The sequence below is a fragment of the Shewanella phaeophyticola genome, from assembly GCF_025398315.1.
In the GTDB taxonomy this organism is placed as follows: domain Bacteria; phylum Pseudomonadota; class Gammaproteobacteria; order Enterobacterales; family Shewanellaceae; genus Shewanella; species Shewanella phaeophyticola.
This window is the reverse complement of sequence record NZ_JAODOQ010000001.1, coordinates 1581405-1605612: the sequence shown is the minus strand read 5'-3', so window position 1 is coordinate 1605612 and position 24208 is coordinate 1581405. Positions and strand designations below refer to the sequence as shown.

The window sequence follows — 24208 nt, the reverse complement described above, 5'->3', positions numbered from 1 at the left end:
TCAAACACACAATTTTTCAAACAATTGTTTGAAAAACACTTGTATTCGAGGCTAGATAAGGTTAACTTTTATGTGACACAGGTCAGACCACAGCGGTTCCTGTGAATCAGATCAATAATAAATAAGCTATTTTCTGCCTGTAAAATAGCTTTAAGGAGAAGTACAGTGACCACCCTACTTTGGATCATCGCGATGATCTTTGTGCTTGGCGCAATGGCATACCTTCGCGTATCGCTATTATCGACCACAATTGCTGCGGCAGTTGTCATGGTCGTTGGCAGCACATTGGACATTATTGGTGTCATTTCATGGATAGTATTCCTTGTTATCGCACTGCCATTAAACATCAAATCTTTCAGACAAAATTACATCAGTCGTCCACTGTTGAAAGTTTATCGCGGCATTATGCCTGAGATGTCTTCTACCGAAAAAGAAGCCATTGAAGCGGGAACGACCTGGTGGGAAGCAGATTTGTTTGCTGGTAACCCTAACTGGAGCAAACTTCATAATTATCCAAAAGCACGCTTAAGCGCCGAAGAGCAAGCATTCTTAGATGGCTACAGTTGAAGAAGTCTGTAAAATGCTTAACCAACATCAAGTTTCGCATGAACTTGGTGATCTTCCACAAGATGTGTGGCAGTACCTTAAAGACAACGGCTTCTTTGCAATGATCATTAAGAAGAAGTACGGCGGTTTAGAGTATTCTGCTTATGCGCAATCTTGTGTGCTACAAAAATTAGCCGGTGTAAGCAGTGAACTTGCTTCAACAGTGGGTGTACCTAACTCATTAGGCTCTGGTGAGCTTTTACAACACTATGGCACTAAAGATCAACAAGACCACTACCTCCCTCGCCTAGCGCAAGGTTTAGAAGTGCCATGTTTTGCACTAACTAGCCCAGAAGCAGGCAGTGACGCAGGCTCTATTCCTGACTTCGGTGTGGTATGTAAAGGTGAATTCCAAGGCGAAGAAGTACTTGGTATGAAGCTAACGTGGAACAAGCGTTACATTACGCTAGCACCTGTTGCTACCGTATTAGGCTTAGCTTTTAAATTACGTGACCCTGAGCAGTTGTTAGGTGATAAAGAAGAATTAGGCATTACTTGTGCGCTTATTCCAACTGACATTCCAGGTGTTGAAACTGGCCGTCGTCATTTCCCATTGAACTGTATGTTCCAAAATGGTCCAACACGCGGTAATGAAGTATTTGTACCACTAAGCTTCATCATTGGTGGTCCTGAAATGGCCGGCCAAGGTTGGAGAATGCTAGTTGAGTGTTTATCTGTTGGTCGTGGTATCACCCTGCCATCAAACTCTGCAGGTGGTGTTAAAACGGCTGCGGTAGCAACGGGGGCTTATGCGCGTATTCGTCGTCAATTTAAATTGCCTATCGGTAAGTTAGAAGGTATCGAAGAGCCGATGGCACGTATTGGTGGTAATGCTTACCTTATGGATGCCGTGTCAACATTGACCACGACTGCAATTGATTTAGGTGAAAAACCATCGGTCATTTCTGCCATCGTTAAGTACCACTTAACAGACAGAATGCAAAAATGTGTTATTGATGCAATGGACATTCACGGCGGTAAAGGCGTGTGTCTTGGACCAAATAACTATTTAGGTCGTGGTTATCAAGCGGCACCGATTGCCATTACAGTAGAAGGCGCAAACATTCTAACCCGCTCAATGATTATTTATGGTCAAGGCGCAATCCGCTGTCATCCATATGTATTGGCCGAAATGGAATCTGCATTTGATACTGATGCTAGCCGTGGTTTAGATAACTTCGACTCAGCCATCTTTGGTCATATTGGTTTTGCAACGTCTAACTTTATTCGTAGCTTCTGGATGGGGTTAACCTCATCTTACTTCACCAATAGCCCGTATTCAGATAAAACCAAACGTTATTATCAACAGATGAATCGTTTCAGTGCTAACTTAGCGCTACTATCTGACTTAGCTATGGCAACATTAGGTGGGAACCTAAAACGTAAAGAACGTATTTCTGCTCGTTTAGGTGACTTATTAAGCCAGCTATATTTGACTTCTGCTACGTTGAAACGTTATCAAGATGATGGCCGTTTAACTGAAGATTTACCATTAGTACAATGGGCTGTAGAAGATTCGTTATACAAGTTACAAGATTCATTAGATGACTTGCTTAACAACTTCCCAATGGGGCTTGGCATTGTATTACGCGCCGTTATCTTCCCGTTTGGTCGTCCAATTAAACGCCCTAGTGATGTATTAGATCACAAAGTGGCTAAGATCATGCAAACGCCATGTGCAAGTCGTGACCGTTTAGGTAAAGGCCAATTCTGGATCCCATCAGAGTTCAACGTTGTGGGTATTCAAGAACAAACCTTTAAAGATATTCTTGCAGCCGAACCGCTTTATGACAAAGTCTGTAAAGCTGCCGGTAAGCGTCTACCATTTATGTGGTTAGACAAAGTTGCTGCAGAAGGTAAAGCGCTTGGTGTGTTAAGCGACAGCGAAATCGCTTTACTTGAACGTGCTGAAATTGGTCGTTTGAAATCAATTAACGTTGATGACTTTGACACTGAAGAGTTACGTGCACAACTTGCGCCTAAAGCCAAGCAAGGAAAAGCAGCTTAATCGCTAAGCTGAAGTCAAAAAGGTAAAGCCTGCGCTTTACCTTTTTTTATCGCTAAAAATGGTGAATTGCAAAATAAAGCGTAAAGGTTAATGATGAAAAATCTCACTGGATTACAACAAATGCAAGCCATATTAAATGGCGAAATCCCCGCCCCTTCAATTAACGAAGTCATCCCGATGAATCCCATCGATGTCAATGAAGGCAACGTAATGTTTGAAGCCTTTGCAAATGAACACCATCTTAATCCAATGGGCGGTGTACACGGTGGCTTTGCGGCAACGGTACAAGGGTCTGTTGATCTTTCAAGGTTGTTTTTGCAGCGAATTGTTGGCCATTTCTACAAGGCAGAGACTTTGAAGTGTAGTTATTCTACATAAAAAGTCGATAACGCAGTAAAAATGGCCAACAAACGCTGCCCAAAGGGTTCGGCTAAAAACGTTTTACTCTTTGTTGAATGGATTTTGCTTAGATGACTAGGCATCAATCCATTCGTCTCGATTAAAACGTTTTTAACTCGAACAAAATTCAACCAGCAAAGATCAACAGACCCTAGACACAGTAACCGCGTGTGCTGTTCATTCTGCATTACCAGCAGGCGTCAGTTATTCAACTATTGATCTCAATATTAAAATGGTTCGCCCTGTGCCACAAAATACGCGTTTAGTCGCCAAGGGTAATTTAATGAACTTGTCTAAATCTTTAGGTATTTCAGAAGGTACCTTAACCACAGAAGATGGCAGGTTACTCGCTACCGCTACAGCAAGCTGCCTTATTTTGCGTCCGTAAAACATTTAGGGGGATAACAAAAAAGCCAGTCATTTACATGACTGGCTTTTTTATTTGTGAGTAGCTATTAATCTTCTGCTAACTCGATTTCCAACCGTTTTGCCACCGCTTCTGGCGAGCTACTATTACGGGCAAATAGACTGTATGCCACCGGGATAACAATCAAGGTAAAGAAGGTTGCCAATAAAATACCCGACAACACCACCACACCAATCACAAAGCGAGTTTCAGCCCCTGCACCAGAAGCTATCACTAACGGAATAGCGCCGGCTGCAGTGGTGATCCCTGTCATTAAAATAGGCCTTAAGCGCTGAGAAGAAGCTTGCAAAATGGCTTGTTGAAACTCAACCCCACGGTCTCGCAGTTGGTTAGAGAACTCAACAATCAAAATACCATTTTTAGCGGCCAATCCGACTAACATGATGATGCCAATTTGGCTGTAAATATTGATACTTTGGCCAGTCAGCCACAACCCGATTAACGCACCTAAGGTCGCCAATGGCACCGTAAGCATAATCACCATCGGGTGAATATAGCTTTCAAATTGCGCCGCTAACACCAAAAACACAATGCCCAATGCCAGTAAAAAGACAAAGTTCATCGAGTTACCAGATTCTTGATAATCCAATGACGGCCTTTGTAACTAATTACGGCTTCAGCAGGTAAATAAGTGCTGGCTAAGTGATTAAGATAATCAAGCGCTTCACCTAGGCTGTAATCGGGTGCGAGGTTAGCCTCAAGGGTAATCGAACGCATACGATTATAACGATTGAGCGAACTGGCATCGGCAAACTCTTCGATCGTCACTAGGTTTGATAACGGAATTAGCTCATGTGAGCGGTCAGAGCGCACATAGATATTTTCCATATCAGTGGCCGTGTTTTGATTATCTCGGTTACCTTCTACGATCACGTCATACTCTTCGCCATCACGCATAAAGGTAGTGACCAGGCGTGACCCTAACATTGACTCTAAAGTACGCCCAAGATGCGAAATAGATACCCCAAGATCCGCGGCGCGATCACGGTCAATGATCACTCTTAATTGCGGTTTAGTTTCTTGATAGTCATGATCTAAGCCAATGATATTTTGATTGTCTTTGGCTTTCTCAAGCATGGTGTCTCGCCAATCAGCCAGTTCTTCATAACTGGGACCGCCAATGACAAACTGTACTGGCTTATTAACGCCACGACCAAAAGCTTGTCGCATGATAGGGAACGCTCTTATGCCAGCCAAATCGGCTAAACGAGCGCGTATATCAACAATAATCTCATTAGCACTACGACGCTCAGCCCAATCCTCTAATACAATGATAGCCATACCATTTGAGAAATCAGCTCCTGCACCAAAACCACGGGGTGCACGAATAAGTAAACGTTTAATATCACCGGCTTCTACCAATGGCATTAAGCGCCCTTCTACTTCATCCATGTACTTTTCAATGTATTCAAAGCTGGCGCCTTGAGGATGCATTAACAATTAAAAACATTGAACCACGGTCTTCTTGCGGGGCAAACTCTTGCGGCACTTTATTGAGCAAATAGCCACTCAAACCAAAAGCAATTAACACCACGAGCGACACCATAACAGGACGCTTCATCCCAGTATTCAATGTAACTAAGTACCAGTCAGATAATTTGTCCATCAACTTGTCGACTTGCTTAACGAGCCATGGGTCTTGATCAGCCGGTTTAAGTAATTTGGAGCACATCATTGGAGTCAGCGTTAACGCAACAATACTTGAAAATATCACCGCAGCGCTCATGGTCACAGCAAACTCTTTAAATAGCTTACCTAAATCGCCCTCTAGGAAGGTAATAGGCATGAAGACCGCGACCAATACCAATGTGGTTGCTACGACAGCAAAGGCAACTTCTCGTGCGCCTAAGAAAGCGGCTTTTAATGGTGAGTCACCTTCTTCGATACGCCGGTGAATGTTTTCTAACATCACAATCGCGTCATCAACCACCATACCGATGGCTAAAATCATGGCCAGTAAGGTCAGTAAGTTAATGGTATAACCTAAGGCATAAAGCACGATAAACGTCGCTAATAGCGACACTGGTACAGTGATTGCCGGAATTAACATTGCCCTAACTGAGCCTAAAAACAGGTAAATCACGATAATGACCAACACCATGGCAATAAACAGGGTTTGGTACACTTCATCAATGGAAGCTTCAATAAATACTGAGCTGTCGTATGAGCGTTTAATTTCCATACCTGCTGGTAATGTTGGGTTTAATTGATCAACCAACGCATTAGCAGCACGGGCAACTTCAAGTGTATTCGCCGTTGATTGCTTACTCACACCAAGGCCAATCATCGATTCTTTGTTGCCTCTAAAGATAATTCGCTCTTCTTCTGAGCCAATTTCAACTTTGGCAACATCAGCAAGTTTGATTAAGTAACCATCATCGCCTTGAGTGATCACCAAGTTAGAAAAATCTTCTGCTGTTTTGAATACCCGATCTAAGCGAACGGTAAAGTGACGGTCTTTAGATTCAATTGAACCTGCGGGTAATTCAACGTTTTCAGAGCGTAATGCATCTTCAACATCAGACACGGTAAGGTTGCGAGAAGCCAAAGCTTGACGGTCAATCCAAATCCGTAAGGCATAAACCTTACCACCACCAAGGCGTAGCGTTGACACCCCATCGATGACTGAGAAACGGTCAACTAAGTAACGGCTAGCGTAATCCGTTAACTCTAGTGTATCCATTTGATCAGAGACCAAATTTAACCACATAATCACTTCATCACTGCCGTTAGCTTTGTAAATAGACGGTGAATCGGCTTCTTCTGGTAACTGTTCTAATAACCCCGAAATTCTGTCACGTACATCGTTGGTCGCGGCTTCAATATCACGATTAATATCAAACTCAATCGTCACGTTTGAGCGGCCATCGCTACTTGATGAACTGATTTGGCGGATACCCTCAACACCACTGATTTTATCTTCAATCAGCTGGGTAATACGGCTTTCTACCACTGAAGCACTCGCCCCACGGTAACTGGTTTCAACCGACACAATCGGTGGGTCGATATTGGGGTATTCGCGCAGCGGCAACTTACCAAATGAAACTAAGCCCAATACAATTAATAAAATGCTGATTACAGATGCAAAAACTGGCCGTTTAACAGATAAGTCAGTTAATATCATGCTGACTTCTCCATATCTTCGACTTGGGCAAATTTAAAGTTTTCTGCTTGTTGAACTTTAACTTCATCACCCGGACGTACTTTCAAAATGCCACGAATAATCACTTGCTGGCCAATATCAAGTCCTTCAGTAATTTCAGCCCAACCTCTTGAACGGATCCCTAATGTCACTTGCTGCTGAATCACTTTATTGTCCGCACCAACGATATAAACAAAATGCTTACTTTGAATTGGAATGATGGCCGCTTCAGGTAATAAAAGTGCTTCACGGCTTTGTTTAATCAGCTTCACTTTCATTAGCATACCTGGCAATAAGCTAAGATCTGAGTTTGGCAACACAGCACGTACAATTACAGCGCGAGTTTGAGGATTGACTCGGCTATCAATCGAAGTCACAACCCCTTTGAATATACGATCAGGATAAGCAACTGCGCGTGCTTCTACTAATTTGCCTGGTTGTAACTCTTGAATAAACCGCTCAGGTACTGAGAAGTCTAATTTGATTTTACTCACATCATCTAAGGTGCTGATTTGCTCGCCAGGAGTGACTAAACTGCCCATACTGACTTGACGTAAACCGAGACGCCCAGCAAAAGGCGCTGAAATAATCCTATCGTTTAAGGCCGCTTTAGCTTGCGCAACTTCAGCACGGGTGGTGTCAATAAGGCTTTGTAAACGGTCACGCTCTAATTCTGCAATGGTTTTACTGCTTACCAATGAACGAATACGGTCAAGTTCACGTAGGTTTTCCGTTAATTTAACTTCTGCCGCTACCACTTTGGCTTTTTGTTCATCGTTACGTAACCGCACTAACACGGCACCTTTTTTAACGATGTCACCATCATCAAAATTAATTTCATTGACGATTTCAGACACTTTAGATGTCACGATAATCGATTCATAAGCTCTGCCAGTACCTAAGGCTTCAACTTCATCACGGATCGGCATCACTTCAACTTTTGCCACCACTACGTTTGGTATGGGTCTTGGCCGTTGAGTTTGAGTCTTTTGAGGCACAAATGAGTTGTAACCTAACAGGCCAATTACAACTAAGGCGATCAGTAAGAATATTTTTTTCATTGTTTGTCCGTAACCATCCAGGGAAAATGAATATTTATTATTTATAACAGAGATTGTACTCAGCAAACCGCTTGCTTCAAGACGTTTTACTTGCGCCAACATATTACGAATTTATGTTAAAAGTGGTTCATCATGTTTGTTTATGCAAAAAACATACACCCTACTCAACATTAACGCATAAATATTGCATAAAATCGCATAAAGCCTAATTTAACACCCATCATTACAGATTAACTTGTTACAAATAGCTTACAATCGACACATATTGTGACAATTAGCTTAAAAAAAAGACGCATAAATGCGCCTTTTTTAATCTATTGATTAAAACACTTAGGGTCTTTGACCGTCCTTCTTACCACCTTCGCCACGTTCTTCACGTTGAACAGGTGCCTGTTGTTGGCTCTCGCCAGCTGGCTTACGATCTTCTTGCATTAAGTCAGATAATACTTGATACACTTCGGTGATCGCTTCATTGCCCAGTTCATTGTCTTCTACATCATGTAGTAAGATTTTTGTTTGCTCTGGGTTATCAGTCTCTTCAAGCAATAAGCGATAGTTACCCTTTTTCAATGTAAGCTTTTCTTCGACTCATAACGAGCTCCAGAAACCACCGCTTTCTTCTAAACTAATGAAGAACAAGCCTTTTCTGTTATCCATATCGACAATATCAAAGCCCATTTCAGGCAGCACTATACGTAAACGATTCCAAACAGAATTATAATTAGCATCAGCTAACCAATATGCAGGGTCATCAACACCGCCTGTGATTAAATCAACTTTAATCCCTAAGCTTTGCTTAATACGCTGAGCGCGGATTGCTCGGTCACGCTCAATGCTCATATAACTAATGGCATTGTTAAGCATATCAGTGGTGTAACGACGTTTATCGTCACCGCTCAGTAAGATTTTTTGATCTTCACCGTCATAGAACTCTTCATGTTCAAGCAAACTAATTAAAGCACTGCCTGAGCGGCCGTGTGGCTTAACATCAATATTGTATCTATAACGTTGACGCAGGGTGTAGACTTTATCACTGCCCCACCAGTTTGATTCGATCACTTCTTCGTGTTCAATCCAATCGGTTTCAATCACACCTGATTCGTAATCTTCAACACGAATAGCCATATTGTTCTTCAATAAGTAACCTTTGATAACATCAAAAATTTCTTGTTTTAGATCAGTGGTACTCTCAATTGAATCAATCACAACACGGATGTTGTCACTTGTTTCTTCAATATGAGTACCTTCAGCCATTGGCAATACTTGCAGTGGTGCACGGATATCAAGTTTTTTACCAATTAACGATTTATCAGCTTTAGTCCCTACAGATGGAATATCGTATTCCTTGCTGTAAGTAGGCGCATTTAATCCTTCAGGGATCGTTAAAATTGGTGTGGTTTCGGCATTGAGAAAATCGTCAGTACCATTGGCCTGACGACGCTCAATTGGGGTACTGCAAGCTGAAACTGCTGCAACAAGAAGTAACGGAGTGACTTTCTTTAACATGAATTTATTATACCTTTATTTGGGCTTGTTTCATTGTTTCTATTAACAGACCATGAAACTGCTCAGAAAGTTCAGTTAAAGGCAAACGAATATGTCCATGAGAGATTAACCCCATGTGGTGAACTGCCCATTTCACTGGGATTGGGTTGGCTTCACAAAATAAAGAACTGTATAACCCAGTTAACGGCTCATCTATCGTTTTAGCTAATTGGGCATCTTTGGCTAATGCTGCATCACACATGGCTTTAAACGCACGTGGAACCACATTGTTTGCAACCGAAATAACACCATTACCGCCAAGTAATAAAAACTCACGAGCAGTGCCATCGTCGCCGCTGTAAAGCAAAAAGTCTTCGCCACACAGTTCACGCAAACGTGCAACACGACTGACGTCGCCAGTGGCTTCTTTTACGCCAATAATGTTACTTACGCTTGCTAATTCAGCCACGGTTTCTGGTTTCATGTCCACGGCAGTTCGCCCTGGTACATTGTATAAAATCTGCGGAATATCAGTACACGCAGCCACGGCCTTGTAATGCGCAATTAATCCCTTAGGCGTCGGCTTGTTGTAATATGGGGTTACACCGAGCATTGCAGCAACACCGGTATCTTGCAGAGACTTTGTTAATTCAATGGCTTCTGCGGTCGCGTTAGCGCCGTTACCGCCAATCACAGGAACTCTGCCTGAGGCAAATTTAACGGTTTGAGCCACTACAGCAGCATGCTCTTTCATTGGCAACGTCGCCGACTCACCGGTCGTACCGACTGCCACAATGGCATCTGTGCCTTCTTCGATATGAAACTCAACAAGCCGTTCAAGACTTGCATAATCTATTGTGCCATCACTATTCATTGGTGTGATTAAGGCTACGATGCTTCCGTTTATCATCTATCTTCCCCAAGTTTTCAGGATTCGCTATGTTACTGATGCCAACCACTAATGACAAGCACTACGGCAAGCAATCTCCGAAATAACTCACTTCAGTTCTTTATACTGGTATAACCTAGCATTTTTAAAGCTCTTCCAGTAAAAAATAATCGTATTAATGTGACCGATATGAGTTAGAATCTTGAGGTGTTTTGCGGTTAAATGTTAGCATTAGCTCCCGCATATAAACGCAGAGCTTAAGTAGGCGTTTTCGCAACAAGATATCGACAGTGAGGAAAATCCATGACCAACTACCTGGTCGTTACGGCAATGGGCGCTGACCGTCCTGGTTTAGTGAGTCGTTTAGCGCGTTTAGCTAGTGAGTGTGAGTGCGATATCGTCGACAGTCGTATGGCGTTATTTGGTAATGAATTTACCCTAATTATGATGATATCTGGCTCCTGGGCAGCCATCACTAAAATTGAAAGTTTATTACCGAGTTTAAGTGTCGAACTTGAACTAATGACGGTGATGAAGCGTACTTCTAAACACACGCCTAAAAACTTTATTTCGCGAATAGAAGTCATTTTCAATGGTGAAGACCAACGTGGGTCGATGAAAATCATTACCCAATTCTTAGCAGACAAAGGTTTAGATCTCGCAGCGGTTCGCTCGCATGCCGACGATAACGACAATCTCAAAACGCAATCCATTTTGTTGGCCATCAATATACCAGACAAAGTCGACTTACTCACACTTGAGAATAGTATCCATGAGCTGGCTGAGTCAATGTCTTTAGAGTGCACCATTAAACGAATGCAAGGCATTGCAGCGCCTTAGTGATAAGGTTCAAACAGTTGTTGAACCTCGCTCGTCATTGCATCGTATTGTCTGCAAATTACCTGATAAGGAAAAAATCATGAACACCTTAAGCGTGGGCGACATCGCTCCTAATTTTAGTTTGCAAAACCAAGCGGGTGAAACCGTTTCATTACAACAAGCATTAACCCATGATCCTGTACTTGTATATTTTTACCCAAAAGCCTCGACTCCCGGTTGTACTGTACAAGCTCAAGGCTTACGAGACGTTAAAGCACAGCTTGACGACCTAAACGTCACCGTATTTGGCATCAGCCCAGACCCCGTCGCTAAACTGGCTAAGTTTGCTGATAAACAAGCGCTCAATTTTACGTTACTCAGTGACGAAGACCACGCTGTAGCAGATGCTTTCGGCGTATGGGGCGAAAAAAAATTCAACCTTGATAAAATTGCATGACAAAAAACCTTGATTATTTTTTATGACAAGCTATCTTTGATATGTGGTGAACATATGTGAGGATGTTTTGTGACAAGAACGCATGATGAAAATCAAAGTGATATTTATGATGACTACCGATTGCTATCAATAGTAGTAGATTCATTAGCGAAACTTAAAATTTCAGAGAGCATTAATGCTGACTCTGGAGAGGTCATTTTCTTAGCTAACCTTTCCCCTTCCAACCTCCCATCACGCGCCAAGAAAACAGATATTATCATTGCACCTAATGGGAGTATTGTTTACCCACAATCTCTGTACCTTGTATCTAAGATACGTGGTGCAGGAGCAGTTAAGGACACAAACTCAATTGCAAAAGGGTTACTCGCTTATACTCGTTACTTAGATTCTACCCATTATCCACAATTGGATGACGATGGTAACGAGATTCCTCCAGAGTATTTAACGTATAAGTCTCTAACTAAGTATGAAGAAGAAGGTGCACCATGGCGTTTTGCTGAACATCTTTTAGCAAACTGTCGTGCTAAACAAAATTCAACAGGTGATGAAGCATACTCACTTGCCACTGCAAGAAGCTATATGGGAGCCGTTATTGGATTCTACAAATGGATGCACAGACATGGTTATCTGAAAAATGATGATGAACATGTATTAACGCATTTCACTTCAGTTGAGATTTATGAAGACATTAATCAACACGATATGCTTGCTCATACTAAATCCGATGTTAAACGAGTTTATGAAATGTCAAACATCATGAAGATGTTTCCAAGGTATGCTAACACACCTATTTATAAAAAATTGAAACCTATGACGTTAGATCATAAAGAGTTGTTCTATAGGAATATAGATACGTTGCCAAAGCCTATATCCCTAATGATACGGTTGTGCGAGCAGTCTGGACTTAGGATAGATGAAGCCACACACCTTCCAGCACACAATATCGGTAACAACGATTTTGGTGAACTAGAAGTTGTACCCATTTTCATTACACACACCAAAGGTAGTAAGCCTCGTACTGTTGAGATCCCTTTAGCACTTTACGAAGAATTAGAACAATACAAAGAGAGTAAGCAAAGGCAAAAAAACCTAATCAAACGCAAGGTGTTGATCGATTCTAAATGTGAATTGGATTGCACTGATTACCTTTTTTTATCGAATAAAGGTATCCCTTATACAGAAAACACCTTGGAAGTTCATTTCGGGGTGTTGAGAAGGTTCATCCGAACCATAGAGCCCACATGGTACTACCGAATACACGATTTACGTTCCACCTTTGCCACTCATTGGCTTTTGAGTCAGTCTCAAATACGAAATGTTGGGTATGAATTTTTGATGGACGAGTTAGCAGAGCTTATGGGGCATGTAAGTACTTCAACGACAGAGAAGTACGTTCAGTTCATGAATAAGTATGATGAACAGTTAAAAGTCGCTAAAAGCAAAAATAATAAAATTAGTGGGGGGTGGTAGCATGGCAAAAAGCCCACTTGCTAAAAACTCAAAAGTAATAAAGCACATTAGAAATAGCAAAAATGTCATACCAATAGCCTTTCATATTCCTTACAGGGACTGTAGAAGCAGAATAGTAACCGACTTTGATATTTCACATTTGTTGCACCTTAGTGCCAATGTCAAATACGATAGAATTGAGAAGCGTGTACCTTATTTAATGAGATTTTGTAAAAATGCTAAACTCAACGTTCAGCAAGGAAAATCTGTTAATACTGTAACTGCATTGTATGAAATTTTACGTGGTTACATTGTATTTTGTGATTATGCAAAGGTAGATCCTTTTTCAGAAGAAGGGTATTTAAAATTCGCAGGGAATGATGGAGAGTTAAGACATAGAATAAAAATGTATCACCCTTCTAAAAAGTTATGGGAAAGGTGTAATGGGGATGAGCTTGGAATCAAGGAAACAACCGCTTCAGGTATTGTTTCAGGACTTCGTAATATACTTGACTGGTGTGGGTTAAGCGCAAGCTCATGGGCAATCCTACACAGAGGATTTACTGGTAACCAATCCCCTTTCAGAGGCTATTCTGAGCAAGAAGAAAAGCTCCTCGTTTCTCGGCTAAGCAATTTATTTTTCACAATAGCACCACAACTTATTGCAGTAAAAAAACAAAATTTAAGATTGCCTGATAAATTGTTGCTTTCGATTGATATGGATGGGCACCTTGAAGTTATTTCAATTAAAACCTCTCTAGAGACTCAATCACATGGTCATAATAAAAAACAAACTTCAGTAAAGCCTTCTGCCGCATTTAACCTAGTGATGGGGGCTGCTTATCATCTTATGTGTTTTTTCACTTCGCTGAACGATAGCGATATACAAGGCCTCGCTCATCCAATTATTATACATACTAATGAACGTGATAAAAGTCTACAGGTGGTAAAAGTAACTAGCTCTAAAGTACGGGCAAATAGAGAGGTAGACGCCTTATTAACCAATGAGAGTTTCGATATTAATAAGCACAATGGTGTAGAATTTATTAAAACTCTTGAGACACTTTCAAAGTTGTACGGAAATAGCGATGAGGGCTCGGAGTTAATCTATAATCTCAATAATAAAGGTGAGCCAAGTAAATACTTCAATCTAAAAGAACTAAATAAACATTTATCAGTGCAATTAAACCTACTATCACCCAATCGAGCCTCCACTCTGCCATGGTTCATAGAACTGTTTTATAGCTATAGAAACGAACAAGCTATAAAGATTAACAAAAAAACCAATGAACTTGGCAGAGTCATTGTAAGCAAAGAGCATCACAAACAAACCAAATCGAGAACTCTAATAGGGGCAACCAATAGCGCCTATTGCATCTTATCGTGTTATACCGATCTGCCATTAAAAGGAATCCTTCTTCCTCTATCCTATTCTGACAAAGACTCCGAAGGCAATATCAATGTTTCATTCGAGTACAGAAACGGTGATAGCCATTTCTTCACTGTTCCAGCTGCCGCTATAACCATAATTCAAGATATAGAGTTATTCGCCACAGAGTTAGCAGATATGCAATGTACAAAAAGTCATGAGCGCTTACTTCTGAAACGAGGTGGTAAAAATGCTGATCCTCGTGACTGGGATGGAATTAGTCTGATCACATCTGCTCAAATGAATACATGGTCAATTGAACCAAATGAGTATTTCATTTCACTTGTTTCCAGCCGCTGGAGAGAGATGACCAGTAATCAAGTCTATACAGATAATGGCAAAGGCAGTGTGCAAAGTATTCTTCAAAATCTGCTTAGCACCATTGATAAACACTATGCCAATGGTGACCCTAGCCTTAATAAAATCATCATTTCGCAAGCCATTCAAGTGATGGAGCAATTGAGTGAAGATATTACTTTTGAAGATGCTAAAAGAGAAGTTTTGGCGAAACTCGGTATTACAATGCTTGCACATGACGAATGGAAAAAGAAACAAGAGAAAGAAAAAGTTAGTACAAATCCAAATGGTATTTATTGTAACGGACAACAAAACACAGAAGGCAAAAATACTCAGAGTGAAACCAACAATGCTATGGGTTTGAAACTGCCTTGTATTGAATACGATATGTGCTACAAGTGCCAGGCAGCCAAGGCAGTTGATGAGGTTCAATCGATCTATAAACTTCTCTCTTTCATTGATGTACTGAAAAACGCATTAGACTACTACCCAGACGCAAAAGGGGAAGTCCATGAAAAGATTTCCGCTTTTGAATTAATTCTTGATGCTGCAAGTGAAGATGTGTATGAGGGAGCTATGGTGTTATTTAATAAAAACGGTCGACATCCTCGAGTAACAATGGATCACGCTATCTTGGCTTTATACAGATAATTGGAATTTTTCATGATAAAAATACCCGAATATGAAATTGACAAACTTGAAACAATCATAAAAGCTCAGAATATAGTCGGTGCATACAAAAACTATCTTAATGATGTTTTAAAGCCAGCGATTGAATGCGGTGATTGGGATAAATTTGAAGCACTTGATATCGGCTTTAGTGTTACGGGCGAATCGTTAGGTAAGATTGGTGACAATGATGCATGGAAAAAACTTCATTCTTTCTTTGAGCCACAAAAAAGATCTCACAAAGACTCTAGATTTCACTTTAAATAAAAAAGTGATTGAGCGCAATCTCCGTAATCAATTAAAAGCGCTTGCTTTAAAAATGATATGGCTATCACCTAAAGACTATTCATTCCTTTCTATTTACAATACTATCAAGGATTTAAAAAAACTCATTGAGCCACTTCTACGAGACAACCAGAATAGTTTTGAGTTCGTTAACATCGACCGATTAGAAATATGGATACAGAGTGATTCCACCAATATTGATTTTGAAAGATCAAATATCTACAACGCACTCAATAAGCTACATATAGAGAAAAAAGGATTACCTTTTGAGGTTGGTCTTACGAAAAAAGTCTCGTCATCAGACCTTGCCTTACAAATTAAAGAAAAAGAACAATACATGGTCATCCCTCAGCGATTGTATTATTTGGGGCTTCAAGCATCAGAAGCGCAAATAAATGAACTGTACTCGATCCGTGACGAATTGAGAAAGTTGACAGATTATATAACAACCTATTATGACAGGATCTATCAAGGATACGCCAAATATTTTGTCACCAATGAATTGCTGTTCAGAAATGGTAAGCCTGTTATATATTTAAAATCTTCAACTCCTGCTGTTAATAAAAGAAAAAGAGCCTTTCAAACAGCATTTCTTAATCTCAGCAATTCAACAGAAGCAAGCATTCTTGAGTTACTGTATAAGCACTCACCCGAGATTCGCTCTGAGCAATTAGACAAATTCTATCCTGATAGAATATTGAAAATAGGAAACTGGATAATTACAGATATTATGGAAGCCCGATCACTCTTTAAAAAGTTTAGCGGTTGCTGTATATGGGCGTTAATGTCTCGATCTGGAATGCGTTCTGATGAGATTTTTCATCTTCATACTGTAAATGGGTTAACAAAAGAGACAATTTTAAAACAATCTATCTATGTTATTCATGCAGATCTATCAAAGACAGCAAGAGGTTCTCAGTCAAAACAAGATGAGTTTGTCACAACATTGATCGGTGCGAAAGCTTTCGAAATACTTCAGGATTTAAATAAACCATTAAGAGAATACGCCACAGACGCATCTGCATTTTTCTATAAATCAAAAGACGAGGTAAGCCCTATTTCTAAAGACCAAATAGGTATACATTGTGTGTCTTGGTTTGAAGATGTCATGGGTGAGAAACTTGCACTTACTAATGACGATTTAATTGATTTAAAAATTTCAGACCCTAAGGTTTCGTTTAATGTTGGTGATCATTACACATTTACAGGGCATCAACTTCGACGCTCTTTTGCTTACTATCTTATCGGTTATGAGCTTTGTGCGTTTCCACAGCTCAAACAACAGTTTAGCCATGTGTCTATGGCGATGACGAGGCATTACGCTAAGAACGCAAGTAAATTCCAGAAATTTAGAAAGCAAAAACAAAACTTAGCCTACGCCCTTGATGAAGAAAGGATTGACCAAAAAGCACAAACCTACCTAAACATTTATAAAAAACTTGCCAATAAAGAGCGTGTTGCTGGTGGTAAAGGGAAAGAGTTCGCCAAAAATATGATGAAAGCTGAGCGCAATCTTTTTAAAGATAAAATTGATAACGACATGCTTTCGATAAGTTACTGGAAAAAGCAGATTCGAGATCAGAAGCGTCATATCCATGCTGTAGCGCCTGGCGTTTACTGCACATCAACAGGTTGTAGTTTGCGCACACAAGTAAATCTTTTAGAATGTGTTGACTGTAAGAACGACTATATTGTCGATGCGGTCTTCGCCGAAGCAAAACGTAAAGAGGCTGAAATCAATATGCTTTGGGATATTGAGCATGATGAATTAACTCCTCAAACAGCGTCAGAGGCGTACATAAAAATCACAGCAGCAGAGCGTATTATGAATGATTTAGGTATAAGCTATGAGCCCGTAGTGATACCAAAAGAAGTAGAAGCCCTGCTTCTTCCTTTCGGAGTGACTTCATAATGACACAATCAACAAAAAACAAACTAGTAAAAGCCCTAGAGCGATTAATAGAGGGTGAGCCAGAGAATCGTGAGTTAAGAAAAAAAGCACGAGAAGGTAAACTGAAAATCAACAATAGTGCTGTTGAAAAAGAAGCTGGGCTTTCTGTGGGTTCACTAAGAAGGCATGAAGATGTTCAAATAATGGTGAAAAATAAGTCACTTGAAGTTCGTGTAACACTGGATGGATCTGGTAAATCACCAGTTGAGGTTTTACAAGCTGAAGTTAAAAAACTTAAAAGCGAAAAGACTCAAGCGAATAATAAGAAAAAGGAATACTTAGACCTTTCCAGAAGCCATGAGAAAGCACTAGCAAGACAAGCAGCTATCCATATCAAAATAGTTCAAGACTTAATGGGAATGCTGCATGAAAGTCAGCGAGAGAAGGCAATGGATAAAGTCGTAAAAGCAAGGCCAGATAACCTTATCGAAGGAAAATTCAGATAAAATCGTCCTGTTTAGAGCAATCACTAGACTGGACTAACTTGCAACCCTATTATTGTAAACTCTAGCGTATTTATAATGTTCCAAAATAGACATGCTTAAACTTACGCTGTAATCAACATTTAAAGGATATGGAAATGACAATTGAAGTTGGACAGGTCGCACCTGATTTCACACTTTTAGATCAGGAAAGTAACTCAGTAACTCTATCTGAACTTAAAGGAAAAAAAACACTTATTTATTTTTACCCTCGAGCCAGCACCCCTGGATGTACAATCCAAGCACAGGGGTTACGTGATTCTAAAGCGAAACTGGCTGCACTTAATGTGGTCATTCTTGGTATTAGTCCAGATACACCCAAAAAACTTACAAACTTCATTAATAAACAAGAATTGAACTTCACCCTACTCGCTGATGAAGACCACGCAGTATGTGAAAAATACCACGTATGGCAATTGAAGAAATTCATGGGAAAAGAGAGCATGGGCGTAGTTCGCACAAGCTTCCTTATTGATGAATTTGGTAATATTGAGCACATATTTAACAAATTCAAAACTAAAGATCACCATGAAGTAGTTTTAGATTACTTAATAGCAAGCAATAAATAAATCAGACTAATTTATAACTTCTTGTTGATTAAATTCGGAATACAAGGTGAGTTGTTTATGAACAAGGGCAGGAATATAAAAGCTTAGCTGATCTGCTTTAATTGAATATTTCAAGTCTTCAAGTTTTTTGAACTCAACTGAGGTTGTATCTGTTTGCACTGTTATTAAGTCTGATTTGCATCGGTAATGAGCTCCTGCTACAACCACGATTACAGTATCGTCGGGCATAAATACCATATCGACAGGGTATCGAATACCTTTGAACAGGCTTACAAAAGAAAAAAAGCTCTATCTGGATATCGCTTACAACTAACAAGATCTTTTTGCATATTTGACCCTAAATTCATTTTGTATTGTTAAGTAATGCTATTAGCGATTTTTTCTCATCATCACTTAACAGAGCAACAAGTACAGCTAGCTCTGCACTTTGGTCATCCTCACAAAAAAAGTAGTTTAGTGGCACTTTCAATTCATTAGCCATTTTTTTGAGCGTTTGAATGTCGGGTACATGCCTACCCTTTTCATAATGGTTCATTCTGCCACTAGCTGAACTTTCATCCATGCCGATTCTTACGCCCAGTTCTTTCTGCGAGATACCCACTTTCTTTCGAGCCTGTTTAAGCCGCTCAGGTATTGGATTGTTATGCAATTTATATTCATCTTCAAAATCTCTCATGCTTAGATTGTCTAAGTTTTACTTATTCCTGTATACTTAGCAATCCTAAGTTTTTTAATTTTTTAAGATCGGAACATGACTAACGAAACTATTTCTTTGAATCAAAAATTCAGAAAGCTATTGATGCGGGTTGAGGGAACCTCAATAGGCCGAAAACAACTTATTGAATTAGCTGAAAATCTATTTAAATTATCGAAGATCCAAGCACAGCGCTTAGTTGCGAGAAATATTCATGCCCTAACAACAAAAGATTTAATCGTTGCGACAGGCGAAAACAATGCACGCGTTTATCTAATTACCCCTGAACTTCTCGTAATTTTACAAAAAAGTGAGTATGAAAAAACAACTAAAACTCATGTTGTGGAAGGCACATCCTCAAACGAATTAATGACAGAAGAAATTAAGACAAGTACCGAATTGAAGATAATTTTAGGCGAAATACAAGCTTATCAAGATTACTTAGAACAATTTCCTCAAAAAAACAAAACCATTTTGTCGTTGCTTAATAAGACAAGAGATCATGCCTCAGATCTATATGGTCGCCTTAGTGCTATCAACAAAATAATTAAGGCTACTGAAATAGAGGACAACATAACATGTTAAGGGACTGGCAAAATCGCTGTATCCAACACGCGACAGACACCTATAGCCAACAGACCGGGTATCTTATGCTGGCTTGTCCTGGTGCAGGGAAAACGATAGCTGCGGCTCATATTGCTAAATCACTCATCGACAATAATAAAGTGGATTATGTCGTTTGCTTTTCACCATCTCGTATAGTCTGCCAAAGTATTGAGCACACTTTTGAACATGTATTACATCGGAAATTTAACGGCCGCTTAGGAGCCTTAGGGATGTCGAGAACTTACCACTCTTTAATCAATACAACCGAGTTAATTAGTGATTTAAGTAATAGCAGAGTGTTAGTTATTTTTGATGAGATACATCATTGCGCTGGAGATGGTGATTCAGCCTCAAATGTTTGGGGAATGCAGCTACTGGCAACAATCCAAAACTTAGCGACTTATACATTGTCCTTAACCGGAACGCCCTGGCGCACCGATACTCTCCCAATACCTTTTGCAAAATATACTGACCCAGACGGTAATATTTTGTGTGATTTCTCATATGATATTGTCGAAGCCATTAAAGACAATGTATGTCGCATGCCACAAATAACAGCGATTGATCTTGAACATGTTGTCGTAAAGAAAAACCATCAACTTCAGACATATGACAATCTACAACACCTTCTAGAAGAAGGAGAAGTTAGCTATCAAGCCATTATTAAACATCCTGAGGTAATCAAACATTTATTGTCTCAAAGTATTGAGCAGCTAGATAGCCTTAGATGCAGTTCACTCAATGCAGGAGGTTTAATTGTTGCGTCGTCATACCTTCATGCTTTGCAAATTCAATCTATTCTATCTGGCCACTTCAACAAAGAATCAACCCTAGTGTCTTGCAGGCTAGATGACTCACCAGAGTTAATTGAGTATTTCAAAAATAATCAATCCGAATGGATTATTAGCATCGCGATGATAAGTGAAGGAACTGATATACCCAGACTGCAAGTTTGCTGCAATCTTACAGATGTTACTACTGAGCTCTACTTTCGACAGATACTAGGCAGGATACTTCGCGTCACACAAACACAAAGTCATTTTGCTTATATGTTCATGCTAGCAGAGCCGAAGTTAGTTGAGTATGCCAAACGATTAGACGAAGCAGTACCAGGAACATACACTTATCAAAAATCTGCCCATTTACTCGACAGCATGGATAATTCAACACAAAAATCTTTACCCAAAAAATCTTCATTTTCTAACGAGAATAAGACCAGCACACAGTTTGATTATGAATCTGGTGATATTAACAATCATCAACTTAGGGGCAAAAACAAAATTGATGATTTAGTTTTGTCTTCGTTTAAATCACAGATCCTTTCGAGCTATCTGATTTATGCTCAATAACATAAGACAAAGAATGGTTTATTTGAATTATTGTGCAAAAGGAACTCTAACAGGCCAAAGAAACAACATATTTAATTGGCTATGGGGCATAGTGAGTCCGCACATACACCATATCACCTATTAAAAATACTACCTATACCAACCATCGGCCAACACTTCAGCTTGTTCAAGTACAAGCTTAATCGCCTCTTCAGCCGCATCTGGCGGGTACTTCCAGCGCCGTAATAACCTTCGTACAAGATTACGCATTCTGGCTCGCACACTATCGCGCTTTTGCCAATCAACTGTTGCTGACTTTCGTAATTGTTGAGTTAACTCAATCGCCAAGCTACGTAAGTTATCATCACCAAGTTGACGAACTGACTCTTCGTTTTCGATTAATGCACGGTAAAAGGCAATTTCATCAACAGAAAGATTGAGCCTATCAAGCATTTCAGCGTCTTCTTGCATCTCTTTAGCCCATTGAATCAGTTCTTCAATGACTTGGGCAGTTTCAATGCTACGGTTATGGTATTTTTGCAGTGTAGACATAATGCGTTCAGAGTATTTTTTCTCCTGAACGACATCGTTTTTCATCCGAGATTTAACCTCGTCACGAAGTAACTTTTCCAGTAACTCGACAGCAAGATTTTTCTCTTTTATGTTCTTAACGTCTTCTAAGAACTCTGGTGAAACGCATACCCTGAATTTATCTGAATCTCATAATAATCAGCATCATCATTATATGATGCCCAATTGAGAGAGTTTTCGCCGTAGCAATAATGGTAATTTACGTTTAAATCAACTTCTTGAAGATAACCGTACATTTCTCGAAGAGTAGAAATGTCTGTCGAAGTCATAACAGAACCACCTAGAGAAGACATACCGTCATTTCTCGAAATAGTTGCTTGACCATTAGAGCTAAAAGCGGTCGAGTGATAGTGCATTATAGAATTATAGTCGTAGAGTACAACATCTTCCCCATCAGAAATATGTTGTTCAAAATTGTGCTCTTTCCCGGATATAATATTCTCCCAATTAATTGTAATATATGAATCACGATCTTCCCGTGATTGTTCATGCCAAAAGCCTGCAGCATGTAGGAGTTCATGTGTAGGTGTTCCGCCGCTAAAGCAACCATCTGCTAAACTAACATTTTGAGAGCCACCTCGCTTCCCTACTTGAGAGCTGCAACCTGAGCCCTTGTATATAGAGATATAGTCCGCTTGATTCGAGCGTTCGACAAAAATAACACCTGAAACATCTTCTATATCACTCATCGCCTGAAGAATTGAATTTATTTGACTGGTGCTATAATTTGTTGAAATGGTATAAGGAATTACACCCAAATCCCATCTATATTGACTACCGCTAATGATAACGGAATAAGGAGTTGGAGTGTTTAGAGTTTCAATATGCTCAGTGACAATGATATCTCCTTCAAAAATATATTCACCTTTTGATCTCTCAACTGTTAGAGTTTTGTGAACCAACACATTATTTTCATCGGCGCCTTCTACCAATATATCATACGTTTTCGAGTGTGAGTTTAGTGACAGTGTAATGCATGAAGATAAGATTAAATAGTTAAATAATTTCATTCCTTCGATCCTATTTACAATCAATAAAAGTCCGAAATTGGTTTTTATTCAGAAATTTAATTAGAAATAAAGATAGTAACATATGTCAAAATTTTGTTACCAAGATGTGATCTGCGTCTATTTACTGTTTTTATTTTGTTGCTAATATAAAAATTTATAATTATGTTTATTTATATCCAATAAAACTAAAGGATTAGTGTTATGCAATCTAAATTTTCATTTTCATTTTTGTTTTTTGTTTGCCTTATGTTCGCGTCAGCTTGTAACAATTCAGACGAAAAAGACGCTTCATCATATGAACAGTCAACCTCCATAGCTTCTTATATGCAACCGTGCACAGGTGTAAATCAAATGCTTTGCGTTTTGGCTGATGGCAAGCTCTTTTATGACGAAATTGAAGGCTTTACTTATATGTGGGGGTATACTTATGAGCTTACAGTCGAAGTCAATGAGGATGGCTCACCTTCTGCGGACGCTTCAAGTAAACAGTATTCATTGGTTAGTATCAACTCATCGGTTGAAGATGAATTGGGTGTGGAGTACGTCATTGATAATGTTGAACTTCTTGACTCAACAATTCATATGAATGATGGTGAGTACTTTTTTTTAAGTCAATCATTTGAGTGTGAAGATACAGCGTTGTGTGAGTCTTTATTAAATATGAATAACTCAGGTGGAATAGTGACAATCACTTTTAAATATATGGGGAATGGTGTTATCAATTTAATTTCATGGAATTAGAAATCTATCAATTTGCAAATAAGAAAGCCATTATAGTGCAATTATAAGTGATAAATTCGCTCTAGTAACAATCAATATTTGTAGCGGCCGATAAATATTGGCCGTATTGAATCACCATTACTTCACATGTTTAGAATTTTCCATATTTTTCAAAACTGAAATCTATAGTGGTTCACTAAAACTGGCCACTGATATAGAATTTTCCCATATTTTTATTTATGCGAACAAGGCATACACTGATGGCATTCGTAACTCAGAAATGTCCAAAAACCATTCGGAAACCTGTAAGCTTTTCACTTACGTGGGCACAGACCTATATGGCATCTCTTCAAAAGTGCTCTAGCTTTATTACCCTTACATAGCTTTGATCAACTTTTTATGACAATTTTTTTACTCAAAAACCGCTAAATGTGACCCTGTTTACATAAAACTATGACAACTGATATAATGTAAGTATTAAACGTAAATAAATTAACTTAACTCATTGTTAAAGATATAGTTTATAAGAATTCGTCATAGTACTGTCTTAAATAATTATCAAGGGTGCAGTATCATGGGTAAAATATATGATGGGATTCACCGTCTAAGCTTTATTGTGGGCATTGATGGTAAAATCAGCCATGTGTTGAATAAGTTTAAAACCAAAAACCATCACGAAGTCGTGCTTACAACGTTAGCCGAATAATACCAATTCCATTACATACTCATATTGGTACAACACCCAATAAAAAGGCTTAGCAATCACTGCTAAGCCTTTTTTGTTACCCGCCGACGATTAAACCGTTTTAGGGGCTGTTGATTGTGCTGGCTTATT

General features: G+C 39.5%; 15 protein-coding genes and 7 pseudogenes. 15 read left to right on the top strand and 7 right to left on the bottom strand.

Annotated features, from left to right (window positions below; all coding sequences use genetic code 11):
* Positions 1 to 165: 165 nt before the first annotated feature.
* The 3 genes and pseudogenes from fadE to N4T56_RS07565 form a co-directional block, all read left to right on the top strand.
* Positions 166 to 2614: pseudogene (gene fadE, locus N4T56_RS07575) on the top strand (acyl-CoA dehydrogenase FadE).
* Between the two features lie 90 nt (positions 2615 to 2704).
* Positions 2705 to 2992: a hypothetical protein gene (locus N4T56_RS07570; RefSeq protein ID WP_261732790.1), complete on the top strand. Its 288-nt coding sequence runs from the start codon at positions 2705 to 2707 to the stop codon at positions 2990 to 2992.
* Between the two features lie 184 nt (positions 2993 to 3176).
* Positions 3177 to 3401, top strand: a pseudogene (locus N4T56_RS07565) (PaaI family thioesterase); the annotation flags it as partial.
* 67 nt (positions 3402 to 3468) lie between these two features.
* On the opposite strand, the pseudogene N4T56_RS07560 reads toward N4T56_RS07565, so the two are convergent.
* The 4 genes and pseudogenes from N4T56_RS07560 to dapA form a co-directional block, all read right to left on the bottom strand.
* Positions 3469 to 6564 (bottom strand): annotated as a pseudogene (locus N4T56_RS07560) (efflux RND transporter permease subunit).
* Positions 6561 to 7643, bottom strand: a complete 1083-nt coding sequence (locus N4T56_RS07555) for an efflux RND transporter periplasmic adaptor subunit (protein ID WP_261732789.1) — start codon at positions 7641 to 7643, stop codon at positions 6561 to 6563. The pseudogene N4T56_RS07560 and the gene N4T56_RS07555 overlap by 4 nt, the downstream one beginning before the upstream one ends.
* Before the next feature lie 414 nt (positions 7644 to 8057).
* Positions 8058 to 9149 (bottom strand): annotated as a pseudogene (gene bamC / locus N4T56_RS07550) (outer membrane protein assembly factor BamC); the annotation flags it as partial.
* A gap of 7 nt (positions 9150 to 9156) precedes the next feature.
* Positions 9157 to 10038, bottom strand: coding sequence for a 4-hydroxy-tetrahydrodipicolinate synthase (gene dapA, locus N4T56_RS07545; protein WP_261732788.1), 882 nt, complete (start codon positions 10036 to 10038; stop codon positions 9157 to 9159).
* A gap of 282 nt (positions 10039 to 10320) precedes the next feature.
* Here dapA and N4T56_RS07540 point away from each other — a divergent pair, with 282 nt between their 5' ends.
* The 8 genes and pseudogenes from N4T56_RS07540 to bcp (N4T56_RS07505) all read left to right on the top strand — a co-directional run bounded on the left by N4T56_RS07540 (position 10321) and on the right by bcp (N4T56_RS07505) (position 18424).
* A complete protein-coding gene (locus tag N4T56_RS07540) occupies positions 10321 to 10857 on the top strand; it encodes a glycine cleavage system protein R (protein WP_261732787.1) in 537 nt (178 codons plus the stop codon).
* Positions 10858 to 10936: 79 nt separating this feature from the next.
* Positions 10937 to 11272 (top strand): annotated as a pseudogene (gene bcp / locus N4T56_RS07535) (thioredoxin-dependent thiol peroxidase); the annotation flags it as partial.
* A 90-nt stretch (positions 11273 to 11362) separates the two neighbouring features.
* The gene (locus N4T56_RS07530) at positions 11363 to 12763 is read left to right on the top strand and encodes a tyrosine-type recombinase/integrase (RefSeq protein WP_261732786.1); all 1401 of its coding nucleotides are present in this window, start codon (positions 11363 to 11365) and stop codon (positions 12761 to 12763) included.
* A 1-nt stretch (position 12764) separates the two neighbouring features.
* On the top strand, positions 12765 to 15119 hold the full coding sequence (locus N4T56_RS07525; protein ID WP_261732785.1) for a hypothetical protein: 2355 nt from the start codon (positions 12765 to 12767) through the stop codon (positions 15117 to 15119).
* Positions 15120 to 15131: 12 nt separating this feature from the next.
* A complete protein-coding gene (locus N4T56_RS07520; RefSeq protein WP_261732784.1) occupies positions 15132 to 15404 on the top strand; it encodes a hypothetical protein in 273 nt (90 codons plus the stop codon).
* On the top strand, positions 15325 to 17334 hold the full coding sequence (locus tag N4T56_RS07515; RefSeq protein ID WP_261732783.1) for a hypothetical protein: 2010 nt from the start codon (positions 15325 to 15327) through the stop codon (positions 17332 to 17334). Before N4T56_RS07520 ends, N4T56_RS07515 begins: the two co-directional genes overlap by 80 nt.
* Positions 17334 to 17819 (top strand): hypothetical protein, encoded by a 486-nt coding sequence (locus tag N4T56_RS07510; RefSeq protein ID WP_261732782.1) that lies wholly within the window; start codon positions 17334 to 17336, stop codon positions 17817 to 17819. The genes N4T56_RS07515 and N4T56_RS07510 overlap by 1 nt, the downstream gene beginning before the upstream one ends.
* A 134-nt stretch (positions 17820 to 17953) precedes the next feature.
* Positions 17954 to 18424: a thioredoxin-dependent thiol peroxidase gene (gene bcp / locus N4T56_RS07505; RefSeq protein ID WP_390904023.1), complete on the top strand. Its 471-nt coding sequence runs from the start codon at positions 17954 to 17956 to the stop codon at positions 18422 to 18424.
* Positions 18425 to 18767: 343 nt separating this feature from the next.
* On the opposite strand, the gene N4T56_RS07500 is transcribed toward bcp (N4T56_RS07505), so the two are convergent.
* On the bottom strand, positions 18768 to 19073 hold the full coding sequence (locus tag N4T56_RS07500) for a helix-turn-helix domain-containing protein (protein WP_261734773.1): 306 nt from the start codon (positions 19071 to 19073) through the stop codon (positions 18768 to 18770).
* A gap of 102 nt (positions 19074 to 19175) precedes the next feature.
* On the opposite strand from N4T56_RS07500, the gene N4T56_RS07495 reads away from it, so the two are divergent.
* Both N4T56_RS07495 and N4T56_RS07490 read left to right on the top strand, forming a co-directional pair.
* Positions 19176 to 19703, top strand: coding sequence for a hypothetical protein (locus N4T56_RS07495; protein WP_261732780.1), 528 nt, complete (start codon positions 19176 to 19178; stop codon positions 19701 to 19703).
* Entirely contained in the window at positions 19697 to 21073 is a 1377-nt protein-coding gene (locus tag N4T56_RS07490; RefSeq protein WP_261732779.1) for a DEAD/DEAH box helicase, read from the top strand. The genes N4T56_RS07495 and N4T56_RS07490 overlap by 7 nt, the downstream gene beginning before the upstream one ends.
* Positions 21074 to 21202: 129 nt before the next feature.
* On the opposite strand, the pseudogene N4T56_RS07485 reads toward N4T56_RS07490, so the two are convergent.
* Positions 21203 to 21748 (bottom strand): annotated as a pseudogene (locus N4T56_RS07485) (type I restriction enzyme endonuclease domain-containing protein); the annotation flags it as partial.
* Complete coding sequence (locus tag N4T56_RS07480) at positions 21730 to 22653, bottom strand: M12 family metallopeptidase (protein WP_261732778.1); 924 nt, start codon at positions 22651 to 22653, stop codon at positions 21730 to 21732. The gene N4T56_RS07480 and the pseudogene N4T56_RS07485, both read right to left, overlap by 19 nt.
* Positions 22654 to 22854: 201 nt before the next feature.
* On the opposite strand from N4T56_RS07480, the gene N4T56_RS07475 reads away from it, so the two are divergent.
* Positions 22855 to 23394, top strand: coding sequence for a DUF4377 domain-containing protein (locus N4T56_RS07475; RefSeq protein WP_160054380.1), 540 nt, complete (start codon positions 22855 to 22857; stop codon positions 23392 to 23394).
* Between the two features lie 553 nt (positions 23395 to 23947).
* Positions 23948 to 24079 (top strand): annotated as a pseudogene (locus N4T56_RS07470) (thioredoxin-dependent thiol peroxidase); the annotation flags it as partial.
* Positions 24080 to 24208 lie beyond the last annotated feature (129 nt).

Excerpts from the sequence above, each read along its gene's own strand:
- N4T56_RS07475 (WP_160054380.1), top strand. The coding sequence starts at position 22,855 with ATGCAATCTAAATTTTCATTTTCATTTTTGTTTTTTGTTTGCCTTATG.
- N4T56_RS07555 (WP_261732789.1), bottom strand. The coding sequence starts at position 7,643 with ATGAAAAAAATATTCTTACTGATCGCCTTAGTTGTAATTGGCCTGTTA.
- N4T56_RS07540 (WP_261732787.1), top strand. The coding sequence starts at position 10,321 with ATGACCAACTACCTGGTCGTTACGGCAATGGGCGCTGACCGTCCTGGT.
- dapA (WP_261732788.1), bottom strand. The coding sequence starts at position 10,038 with ATGATAAACGGAAGCATCGTAGCCTTAATCACACCAATGAATAGTGAT.
- N4T56_RS07525 (WP_261732785.1), top strand. The coding sequence starts at position 12,765 with ATGGCAAAAAGCCCACTTGCTAAAAACTCAAAAGTAATAAAGCACATT.
- N4T56_RS07495 (WP_261732780.1), top strand. The coding sequence starts at position 19,176 with ATGACTAACGAAACTATTTCTTTGAATCAAAAATTCAGAAAGCTATTG.
- N4T56_RS07490 (WP_261732779.1), top strand. The coding sequence starts at position 19,697 with ATGTTAAGGGACTGGCAAAATCGCTGTATCCAACACGCGACAGACACC.
- bcp (WP_390904023.1), top strand. The coding sequence starts at position 17,954 with ATGACAATTGAAGTTGGACAGGTCGCACCTGATTTCACACTTTTAGAT.
- N4T56_RS07520 (WP_261732784.1), top strand. The coding sequence starts at position 15,132 with ATGATAAAAATACCCGAATATGAAATTGACAAACTTGAAACAATCATA.
- N4T56_RS07510 (WP_261732782.1), top strand. The coding sequence starts at position 17,334 with ATGACACAATCAACAAAAAACAAACTAGTAAAAGCCCTAGAGCGATTA.
- N4T56_RS07480 (WP_261732778.1), bottom strand. The coding sequence starts at position 22,653 with ATGAAATTATTTAACTATTTAATCTTATCTTCATGCATTACACTGTCA.
- N4T56_RS07570 (WP_261732790.1), top strand. The coding sequence starts at position 2,705 with ATGATGAAAAATCTCACTGGATTACAACAAATGCAAGCCATATTAAAT.
- N4T56_RS07515 (WP_261732783.1), top strand. The coding sequence starts at position 15,325 with ATGATGCATGGAAAAAACTTCATTCTTTCTTTGAGCCACAAAAAAGAT.